We start from the raw sequence: 21,880 nt of genomic DNA on the forward strand, positions 1-21,880 counted from the left end.
CTCGGGTAATGGCGCACGACAACCATCACGGCAGCCACGATTACTCCCAGGGCTACGGCCCGGTCGGCCCGGTTCCGCAGGAGCACAACGTCGTCTACACGACGCTGCACTTCGAGAAGCCGTGGTCGTACGAGAACTACCTCAAGACCGGCGGTTACGCCGCGCTGCGCAAGATCCTCACCGAGAAGATCGATCCTGCGGCCGTCATCGAGATGGTCAAGCAGTCCGGCCTGCGCGGCCGCGGCGGCGCGGGCTTCCCGACCGGTTTGAAGTGGAGCTTCATGCCCAAGGGTTCGGGCACGCAGAAGTACATCCTGTGCAACTCGGACGAGTCCGAGCCGGGCACCGCCAAGGACCGCGACATCCTGCGCTACAACCCGCATGCGGTGATCGAGGGCATGGCGATCGCGTGCTACGCGACCGGTTCGACCGCGGCGTACAACTACCTGCGCGGTGAATTCCACCACGAGCCGTTCGAGCACATCGAGGAAGCCCTGGCCGAGGCCTACAAGCACGGCTGGCTGGGCAAGAACGTCCTCGGCTCCGGCATCGACATCGACATCTACAACGCGCTCGGCGCCGGCGCCTACATCTGCGGCGAAGAGACCGCGCTGATGGAGTCGCTGGAAGGCAAGAAGGGCCAGCCGCGCTACAAGCCGCCGTTCCCGGCCAATTTCGGCCTGTACGGCAAGCCGACCACGATCAACAACACCGAGACCTACGCCTCGGTGCCGGCCATCATCCGCAATGGTTCGGAGTGGTTCCTCAACCTGGGCAAGCCGAACAACGGCGGTCCGAAGATCTTCTCGGTGTCGGGCCACGTCGCCCGTCCGGGGAATTACGAGATCCGTCTGGGCACGTCGTTCGCGGAGCTGCTGCAGCTCGCCGGCGGCATGCGCGACGGCCGCAAGCTCAAGGGCGTGATCCCGGGTGGTTCCTCGATGCCGGTGCTGCCGGGCGAGACCATGATGGGCCTCACCATGGATTACGACTCGATCCAGAAAGCCGGTTCCGGCTTGGGTTCGGGCGCCGTGATCGTGATGGACGACACCACCTGCATGGTGCGCGCCTGCCAGCGCATCGCGCGCTTCTACTTCAAGGAAAGCTGCGGCCAGTGCACGCCGTGCCGCGAGGGCACCGGCTGGATGTACCGCATGCTGACCCGGATCGTCGAGAAGCAGGCCACGCTGGAGGACCTGCAGATGCTGCGCGCCGCCGCCGGCCAGATCGAGGGTCACACCATCTGCGCGTTCGGCGAAGCCGCCGCGTGGCCGGTGCAGGGATTCCTGCGCCATTACTGGGATGAATTCGAGTACGCGATCGTGAACAAGCGCTTCCTGGTCGACGACCAGCGCGCCGGCACCGTCGTGGAGAAGGTAGCCGCATGAGCGCTGCATGCTTCCACAACCCCAATTGTTCGCAAGCGAACAATTCGCCCCTTGACTCAAGGGGCTGCGTCGCTTCGTTTGAAGGAGTTGCAGCGTGAGCGCGCAACCAATTAACCCGAACCTGCCGCCGGACCACGTCACCGTCTTCATCGACGGCGTCGAGTGCGCCGCGCCCAAGGGCTCGATGATCATCAGTGCCGCCGACAAGGCCGGCATCGCGATCCCGCGTTTCTGCTACCACGACAAGCTCAGCATCGCGGCCAACTGCCGCATGTGCCTGGTCGAAGTCGAGAAGATGCCCAAGCCGGCGCCGGCCTGCGCCACCCCGGTGATGGACGGCATGAAGGTCACCACGCGCAGCGAAAAGGCGTTGAAGTCGCAGCGCAATGTGATGGAGTTCCTGCTGGTCAACCATCCCCTTGACTGCCCGATCTGCGACCAGGGCGGCGAGTGCGAGCTGCAGGACCTGTCGATGGGCTACGGCCGTTCGGTGAGCCGCTTCGCCGAACGCAAGCGCGTGGTGCCGGACGAGGACATGGGTCCGCTGGTCGCCACCGAGATGACCCGCTGCATCCAGTGCACGCGCTGCGTGCGCTTCACCGCGGAAGTCGCAGGCACCTACGAATTGGGCGGCATGTACCGCGGCGAGAACCTGCAGATCGGTACCTTCGACGGCAAGCCGCTGACCACCGAACTGTCCGGCAACGTCATCGACGTCTGTCCGGTCGGCGCGCTCACCAACAAGGTGTTCCAGTTCAAGGCGCGTCCGTGGGAACTGACCGCGCGCGAATCGCTGGGTTACCACGATGCGCTCGGCAGCAACCTGTTCCTGCATGTGCGTCGGGGCGAAGTCCTGCGTACCGTGCCGCGCGACAACGAAGCCGTGAACGAGTGCTGGCTGTCGGACCGCGACCGCTACTCGCACCAGGGCCTGTACGCCGCCGACCGCGCGACCCGCCCGCTCATCAGGGACGGTGAAGACTTCCGCGAAGCTTCGTGGGACGAGGCGCTGGCCAAGGCCGCGAAGATCCTGCGCGACAACGGCGCCGACAACCTCGGCGTGCTGGTGCACCCGGCGACCTCGAACGAAGAGGGCACGCTGCTGGCACGGCTGGCCGAGGCGCTGGGCACCGGCAATATCGACCATCGCATCTCCCAGCACGACCTGTCGGATGCCGCCGTCGCCGAGACCTTCGGCATGCCGGTCTCCGATCTTGCCAATGCCGATGCCATCGTCATCGTCGGCAGCAACCTGCGCCAGGAGGTCCCGCTGCTCCACGCTCGCGTGCGCAAGGCGTGGACGCGTGGCGCCAAGGTGCATGTGGTCAATCCGGTCGACTTCGACTTCACCTTCAAGGCTGCGAGCAGTCGCCTTGTCGCGCCGTCGCAGATGGCTGCGACGCTGGCCGACGCCGGCCTGCGCGATGCGCTGAAGAACGCGACGCGTGCCGTCGTCATCATTGGTGGCGTGGCCGAAAGCGGCCCGTACGCCGCGGCGGTCCGCAAGGCTGCCGCTGAGTTTGCCGCCGCGACCAACGCGAGTCTGTGCCGTATCCCGCAGGGCGCCAACGCCGTGGGCCTGGCCAAGCACGGCGTGCTGCCGCGGTCGCGCGACGCCCAGTCGATGCTGGCGCAGCCGCGCTCGGCCTACGTGCTGTACGGCATCGAACCGGGCTTGGATTTCGCCGACACCGCGACCGCCAACCAGGCGCTCAAGTCCGCACAGGTCGTCGCGTTCAGCCAGTTCGCCTGCCGCTCCACCCGCGCCGTCGCCGATGTGATCCTGCCGATCGGCGCGCTGCCGGAAATCGAAGCGACGCTGACCAACCTCGAAGGTCTCGAACAGGCCACCGTCGCTGGCGGCAAGCTGCCGGGCGACGCACGCGCCGGCTGGCGCGTGCTGCGCGCCCTGGGTGGCGAGCTGGGCGCTGCCGGTTTCGACTTCACCGATCTGGCTGGCCTGCGTGCCGGCATTCATCGCCAGGATGCGCACGTGGTGGCCGGTGCCGCGCCGAGCATCGCCGGCGAAGGGCTCGAGCTCGCGGTGAGCGCGGCGATCTACCGCAGCGACGCCGTGGTGCGTCGTGCCGCGAACCTGCAGGCGCATCCGCTCAACCTGGAGCCGCAGGCCGTGATGCACCCGGCCGATGCGGAAGCACTCGGCTTCAGGGATGGCGTGATCGGCAAGTTCACCGCTGCCGCCGGTACGGCGACGTTGCCGGTCATCGTTAGCGACCGGGTCGCGCGCGGGACGGTCTGGATCGAAAGCGGCCACGGCGCCACCGCGCCGCTTGGCGTGGGCCGCGTGCAGGCGGGGAGGGCGTGATGCAGGCCGTTGATACTTTCCGCGACTGGATGCTCGGCTTCGGCCCCGGCGGCAATGTCGCCTGGATCGTGCTGAGGATCCTGCTGATCGCCATGCCGGTGATCATCACGGTTGCGTTCTACGTCGTGTGGGAGCGCAAGCTGATCGGCTGGATGCACGTGCGTCGCGGCCCGATGTACGTGGGCAAGGGCATCCTCCAGGCCTTCGCCGACGTGTTCAAGCTGCTGTTCAAGGAAGTCATCCAGCCCACGCGCGCGCAGCCGTTCCTGTTCAAGTTCGCGCCGCTGCTGGCGCTGGCGCCGGCGTTCGCCGCCTGGGCGGTGGTGCCGTTCGACGCGAAGCTTGTGCTGTCCAATGCCAATGCGGGCCTGCTGTACCTGCTGGCCATGACCTCCATGGGCGTGTACGGCATCATCCTCGCCGGCTGGGCTTCGAACTCGAAGTACGCCTTCCTCGGCGCCATGCGTGCCGCAGCGCAGATGGTGAGCTACGAAATCGCGATGGGCTTCGCCATGGTCGGCGTGTTGATCGCCGCGGGCAGCCTCAATCTCACCGACATCGTGATGGCGCAGGCCGGCAATGCCGGCGTCTTCGAATGGTTCATGTGGCCGCTGCTGCCGCTGTTCGTGGTGTACTTCATCTCGGGCGTGGCTGAAACCAACCGCGCGCCGTTCGACGTGGTCGAGGGCGAGTCGGAAATCGTCGCCGGTCACATGGTCGAGTATTCGGGTTCGGCGTTCGCGCTGTTCTTCCTGGCCGAATACGCGAACATGATCCTGATCAGCTTTCTGGTCTCGCTGTTCTTCCTTGGCGGCTGGCTGTCGCCGATTCCGGCCGCGTGGATTGCGGACGTGCCGGTGTTGTCGGTCGTCCTCGGCAGTGGCTGGTGGTGGCTGCTGGCCAAGGTGTTCTTCTTCGCCAGTTGCTTCATCTGGTTCCGCGCCTCGTTCCCGCGCTACCGCTACGACCAGATCATGCGCCTGGGCTGGAAGGTGTTCATTCCGCTGACCATCGCCTGGATCTGCGTCACCGCGCTGCTGGCGTACTACAAGATCTTCCTGCCGTTCGAGTGACACGGGAAACGCTGAGACCCACATGAACCGCATCGTTTCCTACTTCAAGAGCCTGCTGCTCATCGAGCTATGCCAGGGGCTTTGGCTGACGCTGAAGTACCTGTTCAAGCCGAAGTACACGCTGATGTACCCGATGGAGAAGACGCCGCAGTCGCCGCGCTTCCGCGGCATCCATGCGCTGCGCCGCTATCCCAACGGGGAAGAGCGCTGCATCGCGTGCAAGCTGTGCGAGGCCGTTTGCCCGGCGCTGGCCATCACGATCGACTCTGAAAAGCGCGCCGACGGCACTCGCCGCACCACGCGCTACGACATCGACCTGTTCAAGTGCATCTTCTGCGGCTTCTGCGAAGAGTCCTGCCCGGTCGACTCGATCGTGGAAACCCATATCCACGAATACCACTTCGAGAAGCGCGGCCAGAACATCATCACCAAGCCGCAGCTGCTGGCGATTGGCGACCGGCTCGAGGCCGAAATCGCCGAGCGCCGCGCCACCGACGCCGCGTTCCGCTGAGGCCTGCCATGGATTTCGTGCAGATTGCTTTCCTTGCCTTCGCGGCGATGGCCACCATCGCGGCGCTGGGCGTCATCTCAGTCCGCAACCCGGTGCATGCCGCGCTGCTGCTGGTGCTGACCTTCTTCTCCGTCGCCTGCACCTGGATCATCTCCGGCGCCGAGTTCCTCGGCATCGCGCTGATCCTGGTCTACGTCGGCGCGGTGATGGTGCTGTTCCTGTTCGTGGTGATGATGCTGGACATCGACGTCGCGCCCTTGCGCGAAGGTTTCGTCCGCTACCTGCCGTTCGGGTTGATCGTTGCCGTGGTAATGCTGGCCGAAATGCTGACGCTGATCGGCGCCAAGGCCGCGATGGCCACGCCCTTTGCCGACAACCTCGGTGACATCCCCAATACCAAGTGGCTGGCCAATGCGCTGTTCACCGACTTCATGCTGCCGTTCGAGGTCGCCGCGGTGATCCTGACGGTGGCGGTGATCGCCGCGGTGATGCTGACCCTGCGTCGCCGTCCGGGCGCCCGGCACCAGGATCCGTCCGCACAGGCGCGGGTGCGCGCCAGCGACCGCATCCGCATGGTGAAGATGGATGCGGTGAAGCCGCAAACCCCGGCCGCGGGCGAGGAGGTACAGCCATGAGTCTGTTGGGTGAGGGCGTAGCCCTGGGGCACTACCTGGCGCTCGGCGCCGCGCTGTTCTGCATCAGCATCGCCGGCATCGTGCTGAATCGTAAGAACGTGATCATCCTGCTGATGTCGATCGAGCTGATGCTGCTCTCGGTCAACATCAACTTCGTCGCGTTCTCGCGCCATCTGGGCGACGCGGCGGGGCAGGTGTTCGTGTTCTTCATCCTGACCGTGGCGGCCGCGGAAGCCGCGATCGGCCTGGCGATCCTGGTCACGCTGTTCCGCAACCGCCACACGATCAACGTCGCTCAGATCGACACGCTCAAGGGGTGAGTCGGCGCGCTCGCGAGCCTCTGGCTCGCGTGCCGGCGAACGCCCGGACAGGATGTCCGGGCCGGGCTTTCCGAAAGCCCGCTCGGTTTAGCCATGGATGGCAGCGCTAGAAACAAGAAAGTTCATGGTCCGCGCAACACGGCTGATCAACGGATAAAAAATGGCCATCTCCAAAACCCATCTGCTGATCATCGTGCTCGCGCCCTTGCTGGGCGCGATCCTCGCTGGTCTGTTCGGCCGCCGTATCGGCCGCGTCGGCGCCCACAGCGTCACCATCGGCGGCGTGGCGGTCAGCTGCGCGCTGTCCATGTACGTGCTGTGGCAGCTGGTCTCGCAGGGTGCCGCGCCGTTCAACGAGAACGTCTATACCTGGTTCCAGGTGGGCGGCATCGATGCGCACGTCGGTTTCATGATCGACAAGCTCACCGCGATGATGATGGTGGTAGTGACCTTCGTCTCGCTGCTGGTGCACGTCTACACCATCGGCTACATGGAAGAGGATCCGGGCTACCAGCGCTTCTTCAGCTACATCTCGCTGTTCACGTTCTCGATGTTGATGCTCGTGATGAGCAACAACTTCCTGCAGTTGTTCTTCGGCTGGGAGGCGGTGGGCCTGGTCTCGTACCTGCTGATCGGCTTCTGGTTCAAGCGCCCGACCGCGGTGTTCGCCAACCTCAAGGCGTTCCTGGTCAACCGGGTGGGCGACTTCGGCTTCCTGCTAGGCATCGCCGCCGTGCTGCTGATGTTCGGCACGCTCGATTACGCCACCGTCTTCGCCAACGCGCCGACGATCGCCACCACCGGCATCTCGATCATCAACGGCCATGAATGGTCGGTCGCCACGGTGATCTGCATCTGCCTGTTCATCGGCGCCATGGGCAAGTCTGCGCAGGTGCCGCTGCACGTGTGGCTGCCGGACTCCATGGAAGGCCCGACCCCGATCTCCGCGCTGATCCATGCCGCGACGATGGTGACCGCGGGCATCTTCATGGTCGCGCGCATGTCGCCGCTGTTCCAGCTGAGCGAGACCGCGCTGAACTTCGTGCTGTTCGTCGGCGCAACCACCGCGTTCTGGACCGGTCTGATCGGCATCGTGCAGAACGACATCAAGCGCGTGGTCGCTTACTCGACCCTGTCGCAGCTGGGCTACATGACCGTTGCCTTGGGCGTGTCGGCGTATTCGGCCGCCGTGTACCACCTGATGACCCATGCCTTCTTCAAGGCGCTGCTGTTCCTCGGCGCCGGCTCGGTGATCATCGGCATGCACCACGAGCAGGACATGCGCCGCATGGGCGGCCTGAAGAAGTACATGCCGATCACCTACATCACCATGGTGATCGGTACGCTGGCCCTGGTCGGCACGCCGTTCTTCAGTGGCTTCTACTCGAAGGACACCATCATCGAGGCCGCCGCCGAGCACGCCCACGAAGCGCACAACTGGGTGGCGACCTACGGCTACTGGGCGGTGCTGCTGGGCGCGTTCGTCACTTCGTTCTACAGCTTCCGCCTGCTGTACATGACCTTCCACGGGAAGGAACACTTCCATGACCCGGCGCCGGACCACTACGTGGCTCCGGAAGCGGACTCGACCGAGCACGAAGCCGCGCTGGCGCACGAGCATGATGCGCACGCGGATCATGGCCATGACGAGCACGCGCATACGCCGCACGAATCTCCGTGGGTGGTGACGCTGCCGCTGGTCCTGCTGGCGATTCCGTCCGTTCTCATCGGCTTCTTCACCGTCGGTCCGATGCTGTTCGGCACCGACGTCATGGGTCACGCCAGGCAGTTGCCGTTCTTCCTGGGCTCGATCGACCTCCCGGCCGCGCAGGACACCGTCGGCAAGCTGGCCCAGGAATTCCATGGCCCGGTCAAGTTCGCCCTGCATGGTTTCACCGCGCCGGCGTTCTGGTTGGCTTTCGCTGGCTTCGCACTGGCGACCTTCCTGTACCTGGTCAGGCCGGAGCTGCCGGGCAAGCTGCGCAAGGCGTTCTCGCTGCCCGTGCGCATCCTTGAGGAGAAGTACGGCATGGACTCGCTCTGGATTGGCGGCTTCGCCGGCGGCGGTGTGCTGATCGGCAAGCTGTCGCGATGGTTCGACACCAATGTGATCGACGGCCTGGTCAATGCCAGTGCCCGTCTCACTGAGTTCACCGCCGGCCTGGTGCGCCGCGGCCAGACCGGCTACCTCTACCACTACGCGTTCGCGATGATCATCGGCCTGATTATTTCGTTGGCCGCCGTCATCCGTTACTGGCGCTGATTACAACAAGGACCTCGCAACGTGACCTCCTGGCCCTTGCTTAGCCTCCTGATCTGGCTGCCCATCATCGGTGGCTTCTTCACCCTCGCTTTCGGCAACGAGCGCGCGAACGGCGCCCGCTGGTTCGGCCTCGCTGTCGCCTTCGCGACGCTCCTGCTGAGCGTGTTGCTGTTCACCGGCTTCGACTACCCCAACCCGGGCATGCAGTTCGGCGAAGAGCACGCGTGGATCCCGGCGTATGACATCCGCTACAGCCTGGGCGCCGATGGCATCTCGGTCGCGCTGATCGGCCTGACCACGTTGACCTCGCTACTGGTGCTGATCTCGGCGTGGGGCTCGGTCGACAAACGCGTCAGCCAGTACTACGCCGCGTTCCTGATCCTCGAAGGCCTGATGGTCGGCGTTTTCTCCTCGCTGGACTCGATGCTGTTCTACGTGTTCTTCGAGGCCATGCTGATCCCGATGTTCCTGATCATCGGTGTCTGGGGCGGGCCGCGTCGCGTGTACGCGGCGGTGAAGTTCTTCCTGTACACCTTCATCGGCTCGGTGTTCATGCTCGCCGCGCTGATCTACATGTATCTGAAGGGCGGCAGCTGGCAGCTCGCCGACATGTACGCGCTGCAGCTCACGGCCGAGGAGCAGAAGTGGATCTTCTGGGGCTTCCTCGCGGCCTTCGCGGTCAAGGTGCCGATGTTCCCGGTCCATACCTGGTTGCCGGATGCGCACGTGGAGGCGCCGACCGCGGGTTCGGTGATCCTGGCCGCGATCATGCTGAAGATCGGCGGCTACGGTTTCCTGCGCTTCACCCTGCCCATCGTCCCTGACGCTGGCACCGAATGGGCAACCTTCGTGATCGTGCTGAGCCTGATCGCGGTGATCTACGTCGGCCTGGTGGCGCTGGTCCAGGACGACATGAAGAAGCTGATCGCGTACTCGTCGGTTTCGCACATGGGCTTCGTCACGCTCGGCACGTTCATCGCCTTCGCCCTGGTCCGCGACTACGGCAACTACGATGCCGCGCGCCTCGGCCTGCAGGGCGCGATGGTGCAGATGATCAGCCACGGTTTCATTTCGGGTGCGATGTTCACCTGCGTGGGCGTGCTGTACGACCGCATGCACAGCCGCATGATCAAGGACTACGGCGGCGTGGTGAACGTCATGCCGTGGTTCGCGACGTTCTTCGTGCTGTTCGCGATGGCCAACTCGGGCCTGCCCGGCACCTCCGGCTTTGTCGGCGAGTTCATGGTGATCCTGTCGAGCTTCCAGAAGCACCCGCTGATCGCCTTTGCCGCTGCCGCCACGCTGATCATCGGCGCCGGTTACACGCTGTGGCTGGTCAAGCGCGTGATCTGGGGCGAGGTCGGCAACGCCCACGTGGCCGAGATGGAAGACATCAATTTCCGCGAGGCGATCGTGCTCGGGGTGTTCGCGGCCGGCGTGCTGGTGCTGGGCATCTGGCCCAAGCCCCTCACCGACCTGATGGAACCCTCGATCGCCAACCTCGCCACCCAGATCGCCACTTCCAAGCTGTAAGGCGCCGCGCGCCGTGCCGCTAGAGATCCAGACATGCAGATGACCACGCCCACCCTTGCCGACCTGATGCCGCTGCTGCCCGAGCTGGTGCTCGTCGGTGCGGCGTTCGCCTGGCTGATGCTCGACCTGTTCCTGGACGCGCGCCACCGCGTGGTCACCCACGTGCTGTCGATCGCGACGCTCGCGGTCGTCATCGGGATGATCGCGACCGGCGTGGGCGGGCAGGGCACGGTGCTCAATGGCATGTTCGTGCGCGACACGGCGGCCGACGTGATGAAGGTTGCGATCTGCGGCGTCAGCGCGTTCGCGCTGGTCTATGGCTGGCCTTACCTGCGCCAGCGCAACCTCTACCAGGGCGAGATCGCGGTGCTGATGCTGTTTGCGATCGCCGGCATGATGCTGCTGGTGTCGGCGGGCAGCCTGGTGATGGTCTACCTGGGCTTGGAAATGCTCGCGCTGTGCTCGTACGCGCTGGTTGCCGTGGACCGCGACAGCCCCATCGCCTCGGAAGCGGCGATCAAGTACTTCGTCCTGGGTTCGCTCGCCTCGGGTCTGATCCTGTACGGCATGTCGCTGATCTATGGCGCGACCGGCACCCTCGATCTGGCCACGATCGGTGCGGCCGCCGGTGCGACCGAGAACATGACCCTGCTGCTGACCGGCGTGGTGTTCGCCGTCGCGGGCATAGCCTTCAAGTTCGGCGCGGCGCCGTTCCACATGTGGCTGCCGGACGTCTACCACGGCGCGCCGACCCCGATCACGCTGTTCATCGGCTCGGCGCCCAAGCTGGCCTACTTCGGCATGGCCTTCCGCCTGCTGGAAACCGGCGCCGGCCCGCTCGACGACCGCTGGCGTCTGTTGCTGGCGGCGCTGGCCGTCGCCTCCCTGGTGATCGGCAACCTCAGCGCGTTGGTGCAGAGCAACTTCAAGCGCCTGCTGGCGTATTCGACCGTATCCCACGTGGGCTTCCTGTTCCTGGGCCTGGCCGGCGGCGGCGAGCAGGGCATGGCGGCCGCGCTGTTCTATGCGATCAGCTATGCGGTGATGTCGGCGGCGGCCTTCGGCGCGATCGTGGTGTTGGCCGGCAAGGGCTTCGAGGCCGACAACATCGACGACTACCGCGGTCTGAACGCCCGCAATCCCTGGCTGGCTGGACTGATCCTGTGCGTCATGGCCTCGCTGGCGGGCGTGCCTCCCTTCCTGGGTTTCTGGGCCAAGCTGGCGGTGCTCCGCGCGGCGTTCGAGGGCGGCCTGTGGTGGCTGGCGCTGGTCGGCCTGGTGTTCGCAGTGGTCGGCGCGTTCTACTACCTGCGCGTGGTCAAGGCGATGTATTTCGAAGAGCCGCAGGGCGAGCAGCACGCGCCCAACGAGGACCGCCCGCTGCGCGTGCTGTTCGGCGTCAATGCGCTGGCTTTGCTGGCCCTGGGTTTCGCCTGGAGCCCGATCATGGCCTGGTGCAAGTACGCGTTCGGCGCGTGAAAACGCCTGTTTTCCGTCGGCGTGGGCCACGGCTGTAATTTTTGTTCATCGGATGGCTTGCAAGGAATTTCACAAGCCGTCATAATTCCGCTCCTGCTGCGGGGTGGAGCAGTCTGGCAGCTCGTCGGGCTCATAACCCGAAGGTCGTAGGTTCAAATCCTACCCCCGCTACCAGCTTCGGCTGGAGAAAGGCCTCTCAGGAGGCTTTTCTTTTTAGTCGCAAGGCTCGGGCTTTGCAGTGATGCCGGCACAGGCGCCACTGCACCGAAATCCAGTTGTAACGGACAAGGGGCCCGTTGGGCCCCTTGTTGTTTCTGCGTTTCTGAATTGCGCGCGCTGATCGGTTCATCCGGTTGTCAGTTTCAAGCAAGGCACGAACGATTTCGCACTCTCCATGCAAGCGCCCGGGTAACGGGACTTCCTAGGGAAGACATGACGGACAAGGCCAACGAAATCACCGCATTGCTCGCTCCGACCGTAGCGTCGCTGGGCCTGGAATTGCTCGGTGCCGAATACCTGCCCTCGCCGGGTGGCGCGATGCTGCGCCTGTACATCGATGTTCCCGCCGACGCCGCGCAAGGCGAAGAGCCGCGCGCGGTGACCATCGAGGATTGCGAGGCGGTAAGCAGGGAAGTCTCCGCCCAGCTCGATGTCGAGGACCCGATCAGCAGCCATTACACGCTGGAAGTATCTTCGCCCGGCATCGATCGCCCGCTCTTCGGCGCCGCACAGTTCGCGCGCTTTGCCGGCGAATCGGCAAAGGTCGTCCTGCGCCTGCCGCAGGATGGCCGCCGCCGCTTGCAGGGCCAGATCGTGCGCGTGACGGGTGAGGACATCACGTTCGATGTCGACGGCAGCGAGTTCACCGTGCGCGCCGACAACATCGAGAAGGCCCGCCTGGTTCCCGACTGGGCAGCGCTGGGCCTGAGCGCCGAAAAACCCAAGCCGGGGAAGGGGCCGGCCAAGGGCAAGAAATCCACCAACAAGCCGGCGGCGAGCAAGCCGTCCCGTGCGGAGTAAGTAAAGATGAGCAAGGAACTTCTGCTGGTCGTTGATGCGGTCGCCAACGAAAAGGGCGTCCCGCGCGAGGTCATCTTCGAGGCCATCGAGGCTGCGCTGGCGTCCGCCGCCAAGAAGCGCTACCACGACCAGGACGTGCTGGTGCGCGTCGCTATCGACTCGAAGGACGGCAGCTACGAAACCTTCCGCCGCTGGGAAGTCGTGGCCGACGACGTCGTTATGGAGTCGCCCGACCGCCAGATCCGCATGATGGATGCCGTCGACGAGGCCGAAGGCGTCGAGCTCGGCGACTACATCGAAGAGCAGATCGAGAACCCGGAATTCGGCCGCATCGCCGCCCAGGCCGCCAAGCAGGTGATCGTGCAGCGCGTGCGCGAAGCCGAGCGTGCGCAGGTCGTCGACGCATGGAAGGACCGCGTCGGCGAGCTGGTCACCGGCGTCGTCAAGCGCGCCGAGCGCGGCAACATCTACGTCGACCTTGGCGGCAACGCCGAAGCGATCATCCCGAAGGACAAGGGCATTCCGCGCGACGTGCTGCGTACCGGCGACCGCGTCCGCGGCTACCTGTTCGACGTGCGCTCCGAACCGCGCGGCCCGCAGCTTTTCATCAGCCGCGCGGCGCCGGAATTCATGATGGAACTGTTCAAGCTCGAAGTGCCGGAAGTCGGCCAGGGCTTGGTGTCCATCAAGGCCTGCGCCCGCGATCCGGGCGACCGCGCCAAGATCGCCGTGCAGGCGCACGACAACCGTACCGATCCGATCGGCGCCTGCATCGGCATGCGCGGTTCGCGCGTGCAGGCGGTGTCGAACGAACTCAATGGCGAGCGCGTCGACATCGTCCTGTGGTCGGACAACCCGGCCCAGTTCGTCATCAACGCGATGGCACCGGCCGAAGTGCAGTCGATCATCGTCGATGAAGAGAAGCACTCCATGGATCTCGCCGTGGCCGAGGACCGCCTCGCCCAGGCGATCGGCAAGGGTGGGCAGAACGTGCGCCTGGCCAGCCGCCTGTCGGGCTGGCAGCTCAACGTGATGACCCAGGACCAGGTCACCGCCAAGTCGGAAGCCGAGCAGGCCACCGCGCGACAGCTGTTCATGGACAAGCTCGAGGTCGACGAGGAAATCGCCGGCATCCTGGTGTCGGAAGGCTTCAACACGGTCGAGGAAATCGCCTACGTCCCGGTCGGCGAGCTGCTCGCGGTCGAGGGCTTCGACGAGGACATCGTCGAGGAGCTGCGTTCGCGCGCCCGCGACGCGCTGCTCAACGAAGCGCTGGCCGCCGAGGAGGAGCTCGACGAGCACCAGCCGGCCGCCGACCTGCTCGAAGTCGAGGGCATGGACGAGGAACTCGCCTTCACGCTCGCCGCGCGCGGCGTGATCACGCGCGACGACCTGGCCGACCTGGCGACCGACGAGCTGACCGATATCGAGGGCGTCGACGAGGACCGGGCCAAGGCGCTGATCATGGAAGCGCGCAAGCACTGGTTCGAGTAACACCCGATCCGGCGCCCGGAAGGGCGGGCCGGTAGCCACACGTTAGAATCGCTCCATCACGCGCGGGATGCGTCCCGCGCCACGAGGACACGGAACCGAATGTCGCAGCAAACCACCATCCGCAAGCTCGCTGAACTGGTGAATACGCCGGTCGAGAAGCTGCTGGAGCAGCTGGCCGAGGCCGGCATGACCTTCAGCGGCCCCGACCAGGTCGTGACCAGCATCGAGAAGGTCAAGCTGCTTGGCTTCCTCAAGCGCTCGCACGGCAAGGCGGACACCGCCGAAGCCAGCGAGGCGCCGAAGAAGATCACGCTCAATCGCAGCCGCAAGGAAGAACTGACCGTCGGCGGCGGCAAGAGCAAGGCGACCGTCGACGTCGTCGTGCGCAAGAAGGTCACCCTGGTCAAGCCGACCGAGAAGTCGGGCGATCCGGTTACCGACGAGCGCGCCGAGATCCTGCGCAAGCTGGAGGAATCCAAGCAGCGCAACCTCGCCGAGCAGCAGAAGCTCGCCGAAGTCGACAAGCGTCGCGCCGAGGAGATCGAGCGCGCCCGCAAGGAAGCCGAGGAGGCTGCGCGCCTCAAGGCCGAGGCAGAGGCAAAGGCCAAGCTCGCCGATGCCAGTGCCGTGGCGGGCGAAGACGACGCGCCGGTGCGCAAGCCCGCGCACGGCCATGGCCATCCCAAGCCGGCGCCGGCGCGCGCGCCCGAGGCGCGTGGCGCGCCCGCGCACAAGACCCGTGGCTCGCACGCGATGGTCGCGACGGTCGAGGATGACGAACGCACCAACCGCTTCGCCGGCCAGATGCACCTGAGCGCATCCGACCGTGCACGCCGTTCGACCGGTGCCCGGGGCAAGGCCAAGCCGCAACGCCGCCAGGCCGAGCAGGCGCGCTCCGGCAGCGGCTTCACCCGCCCGACCGCACCCATCGTGCGCGAAGTGGCCATCGGCGAAACCATCACCGTGGCCGACCTCGCGCAGAAGCTCGCGCTGAAGGGCGGCGACGTGGTGAAGGCGCTGTTCAAGATGGGCGTGATGGCGACCATCAACCAGTCGATCGACCACGACACCGCGGCCCTGGTGACCGAGGAACTCGGCCACACCGTGGTCAAGGCGAGCGAGAACACCGCCGAAGACGCGCTGCTCGCCCATGTCGAGGAGACCCAGGGCGACAAGACGGCGCGCCCGCCCGTGGTCACGATCATGGGCCATGTCGACCACGGCAAGACCTCGCTGCTGGACTACATCCGCCGCACCAAGGTGGCCTCGGGCGAAGCCGGTGGCATTACCCAGCACATCGGCGCGTACCACGTGGAAACGCCCAAGGGTGTCATCAGCTTCCTGGATACCCCGGGCCACGCGGCGTTCACGCAGATGCGTGCACGCGGCGCCAAGCTCACCGACATCGTGGTGCTGGTGGTTGCCGCGGACGACGGCGTGATGCCGCAGACGCGCGAAGCCGTGCAGCACGCGAAGGCGGCCAAGGTGCCGCTGATCGTGGCGATCAACAAGATCGACAAGTCCGACGCCGATCCGCTGCGCGTCAAGAACGAGCTGCTGGCCGAAGAAGTCGTGGCCGAAGACTTCGGCGGCGACACGCAGATGGTCGAGCTGTCCGCCAAGACCGGCGCCGGCGTCGACAACCTGCTCGACGCGATCCTGATCCAGTCCGAGCTGCTCGAGCTGCAGGCCGTGCCGACCGGCCGCGCCACCGGCGTGGTGATCGAATCCTCCCTCGACAAGGGCCGCGGCCCCGTCGCAACGGTGCTGGTGCAGCAGGGCGAACTCAAGAAGGGCGACTACCTCGTGTGCGGCGTGCAGTACGGCCGCGTGCGTGCGCTGTTCGACGAAACCGGCTCGCAGGTCAACGCCGCTGGCCCGTCGATCCCGGTGCAGGTCCTGGGCCTGTCGGGCGTGCCCGATTCCGGCGATGACTTCGTCGTGGTCGAGGACGAGCGCCTGGCCAAGGACGTCGCGCAGCAGCGTGACGCCAAGCGCCGCGAATCGCGCCTGGTCGCGCAGGCGGGCAACCGCATGGAAGACATCATGGCCCAGATGGGCGAGGGTGCCGGCCAGCAGACGCTGAACCTGGTGGTCAAGGCCGACGTGCATGGTTCGGTCCAGGCCCTGCGCGAAGCGCTCACCGGCCTGTCCACCGACGCGATCCGCATCAACGTGATCGGCGGCGGCGTCGGCGGCATCACCGAATCCGACGCCACGCTCGCCGCGACGTCCAAGGCCACGATCATCGGCTTCAACGTCCGCGCCGATGCGTCGGCGCGCAAGGTGATCGAGGGCAACGGCGTCGACCTGCGTTACTTCTCGATCATCTATGACGTGATCGACCAGGTGAAGCAGGTCGCGTCGGGCATCCTGGGCAAGGAGATCCGCGAAGAGATCATCGGTACCGCCGAGGTCCGCGATGTCTTCCGCAGCTCCAAGTTCGGCGCGGTTGCCGGCTGCATGGTGGTCGAGGGCGTGGTCAAGCGCCACAAGCCGATCCGCGTGCTGCGCGACAACACCGTCATCTTCGAGGGCGAGCTGGAATCGCTGCGCCGCTTCAAGGAGAACGTCGACGAAGTGCGCAACGGCACCGAATGCGGTATCGGCGTCAAGGCGTACAACGACGTCAAGCCGGGCGACCAGATCGAATGCTTCGAACGCATCGAGGTCCAGCGCACGCTGTAAGGTGCCGACGTCATGCCGACCAAGTCGTTCCATCGCACCGATCGCGTTTCCGCCCAGCTCCGTCGCGAGCTGGGCGCGATCGTGCACACGGCCGTGCGCGAGCACGGCCTGCCGTCCGTCAGCGTTTCCGACGTTGAAGTCACGCGCGACCTGGCGCATGCCAAGGTATTCGTGACCGCGCTGCAGGAAGAGCGCTCCAAGGAAGCGGTGAAGGCGCTGAAGGAACTCGCGCCCCAGTTGCGTTACCAGTTGGGCAAGGCGATGAAGTTGCGCCACGTGCCGGAGTTGCATTTCCACTACGACGACTCGGTCGACCGCGGCGAACGCATCAACAACCTGCTGCGCGACAACCCGGCCGGCGCCGGCGAGAGCGACTCCGATTGACCCGCGGCAGGCGGGCGACCGCTTGCCTGGCCGTCCACGACAAGCGGGTGACGCCCGCCTCACGCCGCCACGTCCGCCCGCGATGAGCAAGAAACCCAGAACCGTCTTTCGCAAGCTCGACGGCATCCTCCTGCTCGACAAGCCGCAGGGGCTCAGCTCCAACCAGGCGCTGCAGCGCGTGCGCCATCTGTTCCGCGCGGAGAAGGCGGGCCATACCGGCAGCCTCGACCCGCTCGCCACCGGGCTGCTGCCGGTGTGCTTCGGCGAGGCGACCAAGATCGCCGGACTGCTGCTCGGCTCGCGCAAGGCCTACGAAACCACGGCCGCGTTCGGCCTCACCACCGACACCGACGACGCCGATGGCGCGCCGCTGCTGCGGCGTGGCGTCCCGGACCTCGACGATGCCCGCCTCGAAGCGGCTTTGGCGCCGCTGCGTGGGCGTATTCGCCAGCGCGCGCCGATCTACTCCGCGTTGAAGCAGGGCGGGGAACCGCTGTACGCCAAGGCGCGCCGCGGCGAAGCCATCCAGGCCCCGGAACGCGACGTCGATGTCCAGCGATTGCAGGTGCTGGAGCGCCGCCCCGACAGCGCGAAACTGCTGGTCGAATGCGGTTCCGGGACCTACGTGCGCAGCCTCGTCCGCGACCTGGGCGAGAACCTGGGCTGCGGTGCGCACGTCGCCACGCTGCGGCGCCTGTGGGTCGATCCGTTCGAGCAGCCGCGCATGTTCACGCTCGACGAGCTGCAGGCGCTGTACGTCAGCGGGGGCGAAGCCGCGCTGGAGGCGCTTCTGCTACCGATCGAGGCCGGCTTGTCGGGCTATGCGCGGGTGCAATTGGGCGCGGTGGAGTCCCGGCGCCTGGGCCAAGGCCAGCGGCTGCACCTGGAAGGGGGCGGCCCGGCAGGATGCGTCGCGATCTTCGACGAGACGGGCCGTGTCCTGGGGCTGGGCGAGGTCGATTCCGGCGGCATCCTGCGCCCCAGTCGCTTGTTCACATGGGCCACCGAGGCGGCGCCCGGCGCTCGCGGGGCGCCTGGCCCCTTCCCGGCGGCCTGATTTCGACGCGCGCTGCGGCGCGCCGGACGCTGTCGTTGCCGCGGTTCCCCGCGGCGCGCTACAATCCGCGCGCTTTTCAAGGACTTTGGAAAGCATCACCTACCAGCAAACGGCGGACCAGGCGGTGCGTCGGCAAAGCTTTTGCCGATTCGCGTTCTGCGGGCCCCGCATCTACAAGGCAAACGAATGTCCATCGACACCAGCAAGATCATCGAAGAACACAAGCGCGGCGCGGGCGATACCGGCTCCCCGGAAGTCCAGGTCGCCCTGCTCACCGCTCGCATCGAGCAGCTCACGGGCCACTTCAAGGTCCACAAGCAGGATCACCACAGCCGTCGTGGCCTGCTGCAGATGGTGAACCGCCGCCGCAGCCTGCTCGACTACCTCAAGCGCAAGGACAACGAGCGCTACAAGGCCCTGATCGAGAAGCTCGGTCTGCGCCGATAAGAGAACCAACCGCGGCGCAGCGATGCGCCGCGGTTTTTTTCGGTCGCGCCGCGGCCGGAATGAAGTTGCGGAACACCCGAAGCCGCCGCAGCGGCCATTGATGGCGAACCACCAAGCGTTAACTGCTTGAGGCGTAGAAGGTTCACCGGCTCAACCAGTAACAACCACGAACACCGGCTGCAACGCAGCCAAACCGCGCCGGGCAGGGGCCCGCGTGGAACGAATCAGAAAACAGGAATATCCAACGTGGCAAAAATCACCAAGACCTTCCAGTACGGCAACCGCACTGTGACGCTGGAAACGGGCGAGATCGCCCGCCAGGCCAGCGGCGCGGTCATCGTCAAGATGGACGAAACCGTCGTGCTCGTCACCGCCGTCGCCGCCAAGAGCGCGCGTGAGGGCCAGGACTTCTTCCCGCTCACCGTCGACTACCAGGAAAAGTTCTACGCCGGTGGCCGCATCCCGGGTGGCTTCTTCAAGCGCGAAGGCCGCGCAACGGAGAAGGAAACGCTGACCTCGCGCCTGATCGACCGCCCGATCCGTCCGCTGTTCCCCGAGGAATACAAGAACGAAGTCCAGATCATCGCGACCGTCATGTCGCTGAATCCGGAAGTCGATGGTGACATCCCGGCCCTGATCGGCGCCTCGGCCGCGCTCGCGCTGGCCGGCACGCCGTTCCAGGGTCCGATCGGCGCCGCCAAGGTCGGTTACAAGAACGGCCAGTACCTGCTCAACCCGACCACGTCCGAACTCGTCGATTCCGACCTCGAACTCGTCGTCGCCGGCACCGCCAACGCCGTGCTGATGGTCGAATCCGAAGCGAAGATGCTGTCGGAAGAAGTGATGCTCGGCGCCGTGATGTTCGGTCACCGCGAGATGCAGAAGGTCATCAATGCGATCAACGAGCTGACCGTCGAAGCCGGCACCAAGCCGTCGACCTGGGTCGCCCCGGAAAAGAACACCGCCATGATCGCGGCGCTTAAGGAAGCGGTCGGCGGCAAGCTCGCCGAGGCCTTCAAGATCCACGACAAGCTGCAGCGTCGTGACGCCATCTCGGCGATCCGCAAGGACACGATGGAAGCCCTGGCCGGCCGCGCCGCCGCCGACGGCTGGAATGCCGGCGACATGGCCAAGGAATTCGGCGAGCTCGAGTACCGCACCATGCGCGACTCGGTGCTCGACACCAAGGTCCGCATCGACGGCCGCGACCTGACCACCGTTCGCCCGATCACCTCGAAGGTCGGCGTGCTCCCGCGTACCCACGGTTCGGCGCTGTTCACCCGTGGCGAGACGCAGGCGATTGTCGTGGTCACCCTGGGCACCGCCCGCGACGGCCAGATCATCGATGCCGTCGCCGGCGAGTACAAGGAAAACTTCCTGTTCCATTACAACTTCCCGCCCTTCTCGGTCGGTGAGTGCGGCCGCATGATGGGCCCGAAGCGTCGCGAAATCGGCCACGGCCGCCTCGCCAAGCGCGGCGTGCTGGCAACGATGCCGTCGCTGGAATCGTTCCCGTACACCATCCGCGTCGTCTCGGAAATCACCGAGTCGAACGGCTCCTCGTCGATGGCTTCGGTGTGCGGCTCCTCGCTCGCGCTGATGGACGCCGGCGTGCCGGTGAAGTCGCCGGTCGCGGGCATCGCGATGGGCCTGGTGAAGGAAGACGACCGCTTCGTCGTCCTGTCGGACATCCTGGGTGACGAAGACCACCTGGGCGACATGGACTTCAAGGTCGCCGGCTCGAAGGAAGGCATCAGCGCCCTGCAGATGGACATCAAGATCCAGGGCATCACCGAAGAGATCATGAAGACGGCCCTCGCCCAGGCGAAGGAAGGCCGCCTGCACATCCTCGGCGAGATGGCCAACGCCATCACCACCCCGCGTGGCGAGCTGAGCGAGTGGGCCCCGCGCCTGCTGACGATGAAGATCCACCCGGACAAGATCCGCGAAGTGATCGGCAAGGGCGGCTCGACCATCCAGGCCATCACCAAGGAGACCGGCACGCAGATCGACATCCAGGACGACGGCACCATCGTCATCGCCTCGGTCAATGCCGCCGCCGCCGAAGCCGCCAAGGCCCGCATCGAGCAGATCACCTCGGACGTCGAGCCGGGCCGCATCTACGAAGGCAAGGTCGCCAAGATCATGGACTTCGGTGCGTTCGTGACGATCCTGCCGGGCAAGGACGGCCTCGTGCACGTCTCGCAGATCTCCAACGAGCGCGTCGAGAAGGTCTCCGACAAGCTCAAGGAAGGCGACGTGGTCAAGGTCAAGGTGCTGGAAGTCGACAAGCAGGGTCGTATCCGCCTGTCGATGAAGGCCGTGGAAGAAGGCGAGGGCGTGCCGGCGGCGTAAGCCCCTGCATGCACCGATCGCGCGAAAGAAGCGGGCTTCGGCCCGCTTTTTTCTTGCCTGAGCAGGCGTCCGGACGGGCGGATGCGGGCATTCGCACCCAGGAACATGAAGCCTCCACTCGGCACGTGGCACCATAGCCCCATGAACGAAGCCCCCGTGCTCGACCTTGCGACCCTCCGGCGCGGCTGTTCGCACTGCTCGCTGCAGCAGTTGTGCCTGCCGGCCGGCATCAGTCCGCAGGAACTGCAGCAGCTGGACGCCATCGTGCGGCGACGCCGACCGATCGCCCGCGGCGAACGCCTGTACCGCACCGGCGATCCATTGACCGCCGTGTACGTGGCCCGCGATGGCGCGTTCAAGACCGTGAGCATCAGCGAGGAAGGCGAGGAGCAGGTCATCGGCTTCCACCTGCCTGGGGAACTGATCGGGCTCGACGCCCTGGGCGCGGGCGTCCACCGTTGCGAAGCGGTGGCGCTCACCGAGGCGAACGTGTGCGACGTCCCGTTCGAGCAACTGGCGTCGGTGGCGGCGCAACTGCCTTCGCTGCAGCACCAGTTGCTGCGCGTGATCGGCCAGAGCGTCGGTCGCGACCAGGACCACCTGGGCATGCTGGTGCGGCGCCAGGCCGGCGAGCGCATCGCCCTGTTCCTGCATGGCCTGTCCGAGCGTTACCGCGCGATCGGCCAGTCGGCGACCCAGTTCAAGCTGCCGATGAGTCGCGAGGACATCGCGCACTACCTCGGTCTGGCCCTGGAAACCGTCAGCCGCGGCTTCACCAAGCTGCAGGACGACGGCGTGATCGAAGTGGTCGGACGCCGCGTCGACATCTGCAACCCGGCCGAGCTCGACCGCTTGGCGCACAGCGCCGAGCACGAGGAACCGCGGCGCCGCGGCCGCGCCTGATTCA

General features: G+C 65.9%; 17 protein-coding genes and 1 tRNA gene. All 18 read left to right on the forward strand.

The features are described 5' to 3' along the window. Nucleotides 1-8 precede the first annotated feature (8 nt). The 18 genes from nuoF to fnr all read left to right on the forward strand — a co-directional run bounded on the left by nuoF (nucleotide 9) and on the right by fnr (nucleotide 21,876). Nucleotides 9-1,388 carry an NADH-quinone oxidoreductase subunit NuoF gene (nuoF, locus tag BP05_RS01135; RefSeq protein WP_496359605.1) on the forward strand — a complete coding sequence of 460 codons (1,380 nt, stop codon included), beginning with the start codon at nucleotides 9-11 and terminating at the stop codon, nucleotides 1,386-1,388. 94 nt (nucleotides 1,389-1,482) lie between these two features. Then, nucleotides 1,483-3,714 carry an NADH-quinone oxidoreductase subunit NuoG gene (gene nuoG, locus BP05_RS01140; RefSeq protein ID WP_496359607.1) on the forward strand — a complete coding sequence of 744 codons (2,232 nt, stop codon included), beginning with the start codon at nucleotides 1,483-1,485 and terminating at the stop codon, nucleotides 3,712-3,714. Next, entirely contained in the window at nucleotides 3,714-4,787 is a 1,074-nt protein-coding gene (nuoH, locus tag BP05_RS01145) for an NADH-quinone oxidoreductase subunit NuoH (protein WP_496359609.1), read from the forward strand. Before nuoG ends, nuoH begins: the two co-directional genes overlap by 1 nt. A 22-nt stretch (nucleotides 4,788-4,809) precedes the next feature. Further along, nucleotides 4,810-5,298: an NADH-quinone oxidoreductase subunit NuoI gene (nuoI, locus tag BP05_RS01150; protein ID WP_496359611.1), complete on the forward strand. Its 489-nt coding sequence runs from the start codon at nucleotides 4,810-4,812 to the stop codon at nucleotides 5,296-5,298. 8 nt (nucleotides 5,299-5,306) lie between these two features. Continuing rightward, a complete protein-coding gene (locus BP05_RS01155; protein ID WP_496359613.1) occupies nucleotides 5,307-5,933 on the forward strand; it encodes an NADH-quinone oxidoreductase subunit J in 627 nt (208 codons plus the stop codon). Next, nucleotides 5,930-6,253, forward strand: a complete 324-nt coding sequence (nuoK, locus tag BP05_RS01160) for an NADH-quinone oxidoreductase subunit NuoK (protein ID WP_496359615.1) — start codon at nucleotides 5,930-5,932, stop codon at nucleotides 6,251-6,253. Before BP05_RS01155 ends, nuoK begins: the two co-directional genes overlap by 4 nt. A 160-nt stretch (nucleotides 6,254-6,413) precedes the next feature. Then, nucleotides 6,414-8,516 carry an NADH-quinone oxidoreductase subunit L gene (gene nuoL, locus BP05_RS01165; protein WP_496359617.1) on the forward strand — a complete coding sequence of 701 codons (2,103 nt, stop codon included), beginning with the start codon at nucleotides 6,414-6,416 and terminating at the stop codon, nucleotides 8,514-8,516. 21 nt (nucleotides 8,517-8,537) lie between these two features. Further along, nucleotides 8,538-10,049 (forward strand): NADH-quinone oxidoreductase subunit M, encoded by a 1,512-nt coding sequence (locus tag BP05_RS01170; protein WP_496359619.1) that lies wholly within the window; start codon nucleotides 8,538-8,540, stop codon nucleotides 10,047-10,049. 39 nt (nucleotides 10,050-10,088) lie between these two features. Continuing rightward, entirely contained in the window at nucleotides 10,089-11,528 is a 1,440-nt protein-coding gene (nuoN, locus tag BP05_RS01175; protein WP_496359621.1) for an NADH-quinone oxidoreductase subunit NuoN, read from the forward strand. 97 nt (nucleotides 11,529-11,625) lie between these two features. Continuing rightward, nucleotides 11,626-11,702 (forward strand) — tRNA-Met (locus BP05_RS01180). 258 nt (nucleotides 11,703-11,960) lie between these two features. Continuing rightward, nucleotides 11,961-12,548, forward strand: coding sequence for a ribosome maturation factor RimP (rimP, locus tag BP05_RS01185; RefSeq protein WP_496360596.1), 588 nt, complete (start codon nucleotides 11,961-11,963; stop codon nucleotides 12,546-12,548). Nucleotides 12,549-12,554: 6 nt separating this feature from the next. Beyond that, nucleotides 12,555-14,042 (forward strand): transcription termination factor NusA, encoded by a 1,488-nt coding sequence (gene nusA, locus BP05_RS01190; protein ID WP_496359623.1) that lies wholly within the window; start codon nucleotides 12,555-12,557, stop codon nucleotides 14,040-14,042. 99 nt (nucleotides 14,043-14,141) lie between these two features. After that, the gene (infB, locus tag BP05_RS01195; protein WP_496359625.1) at nucleotides 14,142-16,730 is read left to right on the forward strand and encodes a translation initiation factor IF-2; all 2,589 of its coding nucleotides are present in this window, start codon (nucleotides 14,142-14,144) and stop codon (nucleotides 16,728-16,730) included. A gap of 12 nt (nucleotides 16,731-16,742) precedes the next feature. Beyond that, nucleotides 16,743-17,114, forward strand: a complete 372-nt coding sequence (rbfA, locus tag BP05_RS01200) for a 30S ribosome-binding factor RbfA (RefSeq protein ID WP_496359627.1) — start codon at nucleotides 16,743-16,745, stop codon at nucleotides 17,112-17,114. Between the two features lie 82 nt (nucleotides 17,115-17,196). Further along, the gene (gene truB, locus BP05_RS01205) at nucleotides 17,197-18,171 is read left to right on the forward strand and encodes a tRNA pseudouridine(55) synthase TruB (RefSeq protein ID WP_496359629.1); all 975 of its coding nucleotides are present in this window, start codon (nucleotides 17,197-17,199) and stop codon (nucleotides 18,169-18,171) included. Nucleotides 18,172-18,357: 186 nt separating this feature from the next. Then, on the forward strand, nucleotides 18,358-18,618 hold the full coding sequence (gene rpsO, locus BP05_RS01210; protein ID WP_386752217.1) for a 30S ribosomal protein S15: 261 nt from the start codon (nucleotides 18,358-18,360) through the stop codon (nucleotides 18,616-18,618). A 246-nt stretch (nucleotides 18,619-18,864) separates the two neighbouring features. After that, nucleotides 18,865-20,973, forward strand: a complete 2,109-nt coding sequence (gene pnp / locus BP05_RS01215; protein ID WP_496359631.1) for a polyribonucleotide nucleotidyltransferase — start codon at nucleotides 18,865-18,867, stop codon at nucleotides 20,971-20,973. Between the two features lie 141 nt (nucleotides 20,974-21,114). Next, nucleotides 21,115-21,876 carry a fumarate/nitrate reduction transcriptional regulator Fnr gene (gene fnr / locus BP05_RS01220; protein ID WP_496359633.1) on the forward strand — a complete coding sequence of 254 codons (762 nt, stop codon included), beginning with the start codon at nucleotides 21,115-21,117 and terminating at the stop codon, nucleotides 21,874-21,876. Nucleotides 21,877-21,880: the final 4 nt, after the last annotated feature.

It is taken from the genome of Lysobacter oryzae DSM 21044 (assembly GCF_059568595.1).

What these genes read in the sequence shown, in the direction of transcription:
- nuoF (WP_496359605.1), top strand. Translation starts at nt 9, where the DNA reads ATGGCGCACGACAACCATCACGGCAGCCACGATTACTCCCAGGGCTAC.
- nuoH (WP_496359609.1), top strand. Translation starts at nt 3,714, where the DNA reads ATGCAGGCCGTTGATACTTTCCGCGACTGGATGCTCGGCTTCGGCCCC.
- nuoI (WP_496359611.1), top strand. Translation starts at nt 4,810, where the DNA reads ATGAACCGCATCGTTTCCTACTTCAAGAGCCTGCTGCTCATCGAGCTA.
- BP05_RS01155 (WP_496359613.1), top strand. Translation starts at nt 5,307, where the DNA reads ATGGATTTCGTGCAGATTGCTTTCCTTGCCTTCGCGGCGATGGCCACC.
- nuoK (WP_496359615.1), top strand. Translation starts at nt 5,930, where the DNA reads ATGAGTCTGTTGGGTGAGGGCGTAGCCCTGGGGCACTACCTGGCGCTC.
- nuoL (WP_496359617.1), top strand. Translation starts at nt 6,414, where the DNA reads ATGGCCATCTCCAAAACCCATCTGCTGATCATCGTGCTCGCGCCCTTG.
- nuoN (WP_496359621.1), top strand. Translation starts at nt 10,089, where the DNA reads ATGACCACGCCCACCCTTGCCGACCTGATGCCGCTGCTGCCCGAGCTG.
- rimP (WP_496360596.1), top strand. Translation starts at nt 11,961, where the DNA reads ATGACGGACAAGGCCAACGAAATCACCGCATTGCTCGCTCCGACCGTA.
- nusA (WP_496359623.1), top strand. Translation starts at nt 12,555, where the DNA reads ATGAGCAAGGAACTTCTGCTGGTCGTTGATGCGGTCGCCAACGAAAAG.
- infB (WP_496359625.1), top strand. Translation starts at nt 14,142, where the DNA reads ATGTCGCAGCAAACCACCATCCGCAAGCTCGCTGAACTGGTGAATACG.
- rbfA (WP_496359627.1), top strand. Translation starts at nt 16,743, where the DNA reads ATGCCGACCAAGTCGTTCCATCGCACCGATCGCGTTTCCGCCCAGCTC.
- truB (WP_496359629.1), top strand. Translation starts at nt 17,197, where the DNA reads ATGAGCAAGAAACCCAGAACCGTCTTTCGCAAGCTCGACGGCATCCTC.
- rpsO (WP_386752217.1), top strand. Translation starts at nt 18,358, where the DNA reads ATGTCCATCGACACCAGCAAGATCATCGAAGAACACAAGCGCGGCGCG.
- fnr (WP_496359633.1), top strand. Translation starts at nt 21,115, where the DNA reads ATGAACGAAGCCCCCGTGCTCGACCTTGCGACCCTCCGGCGCGGCTGT.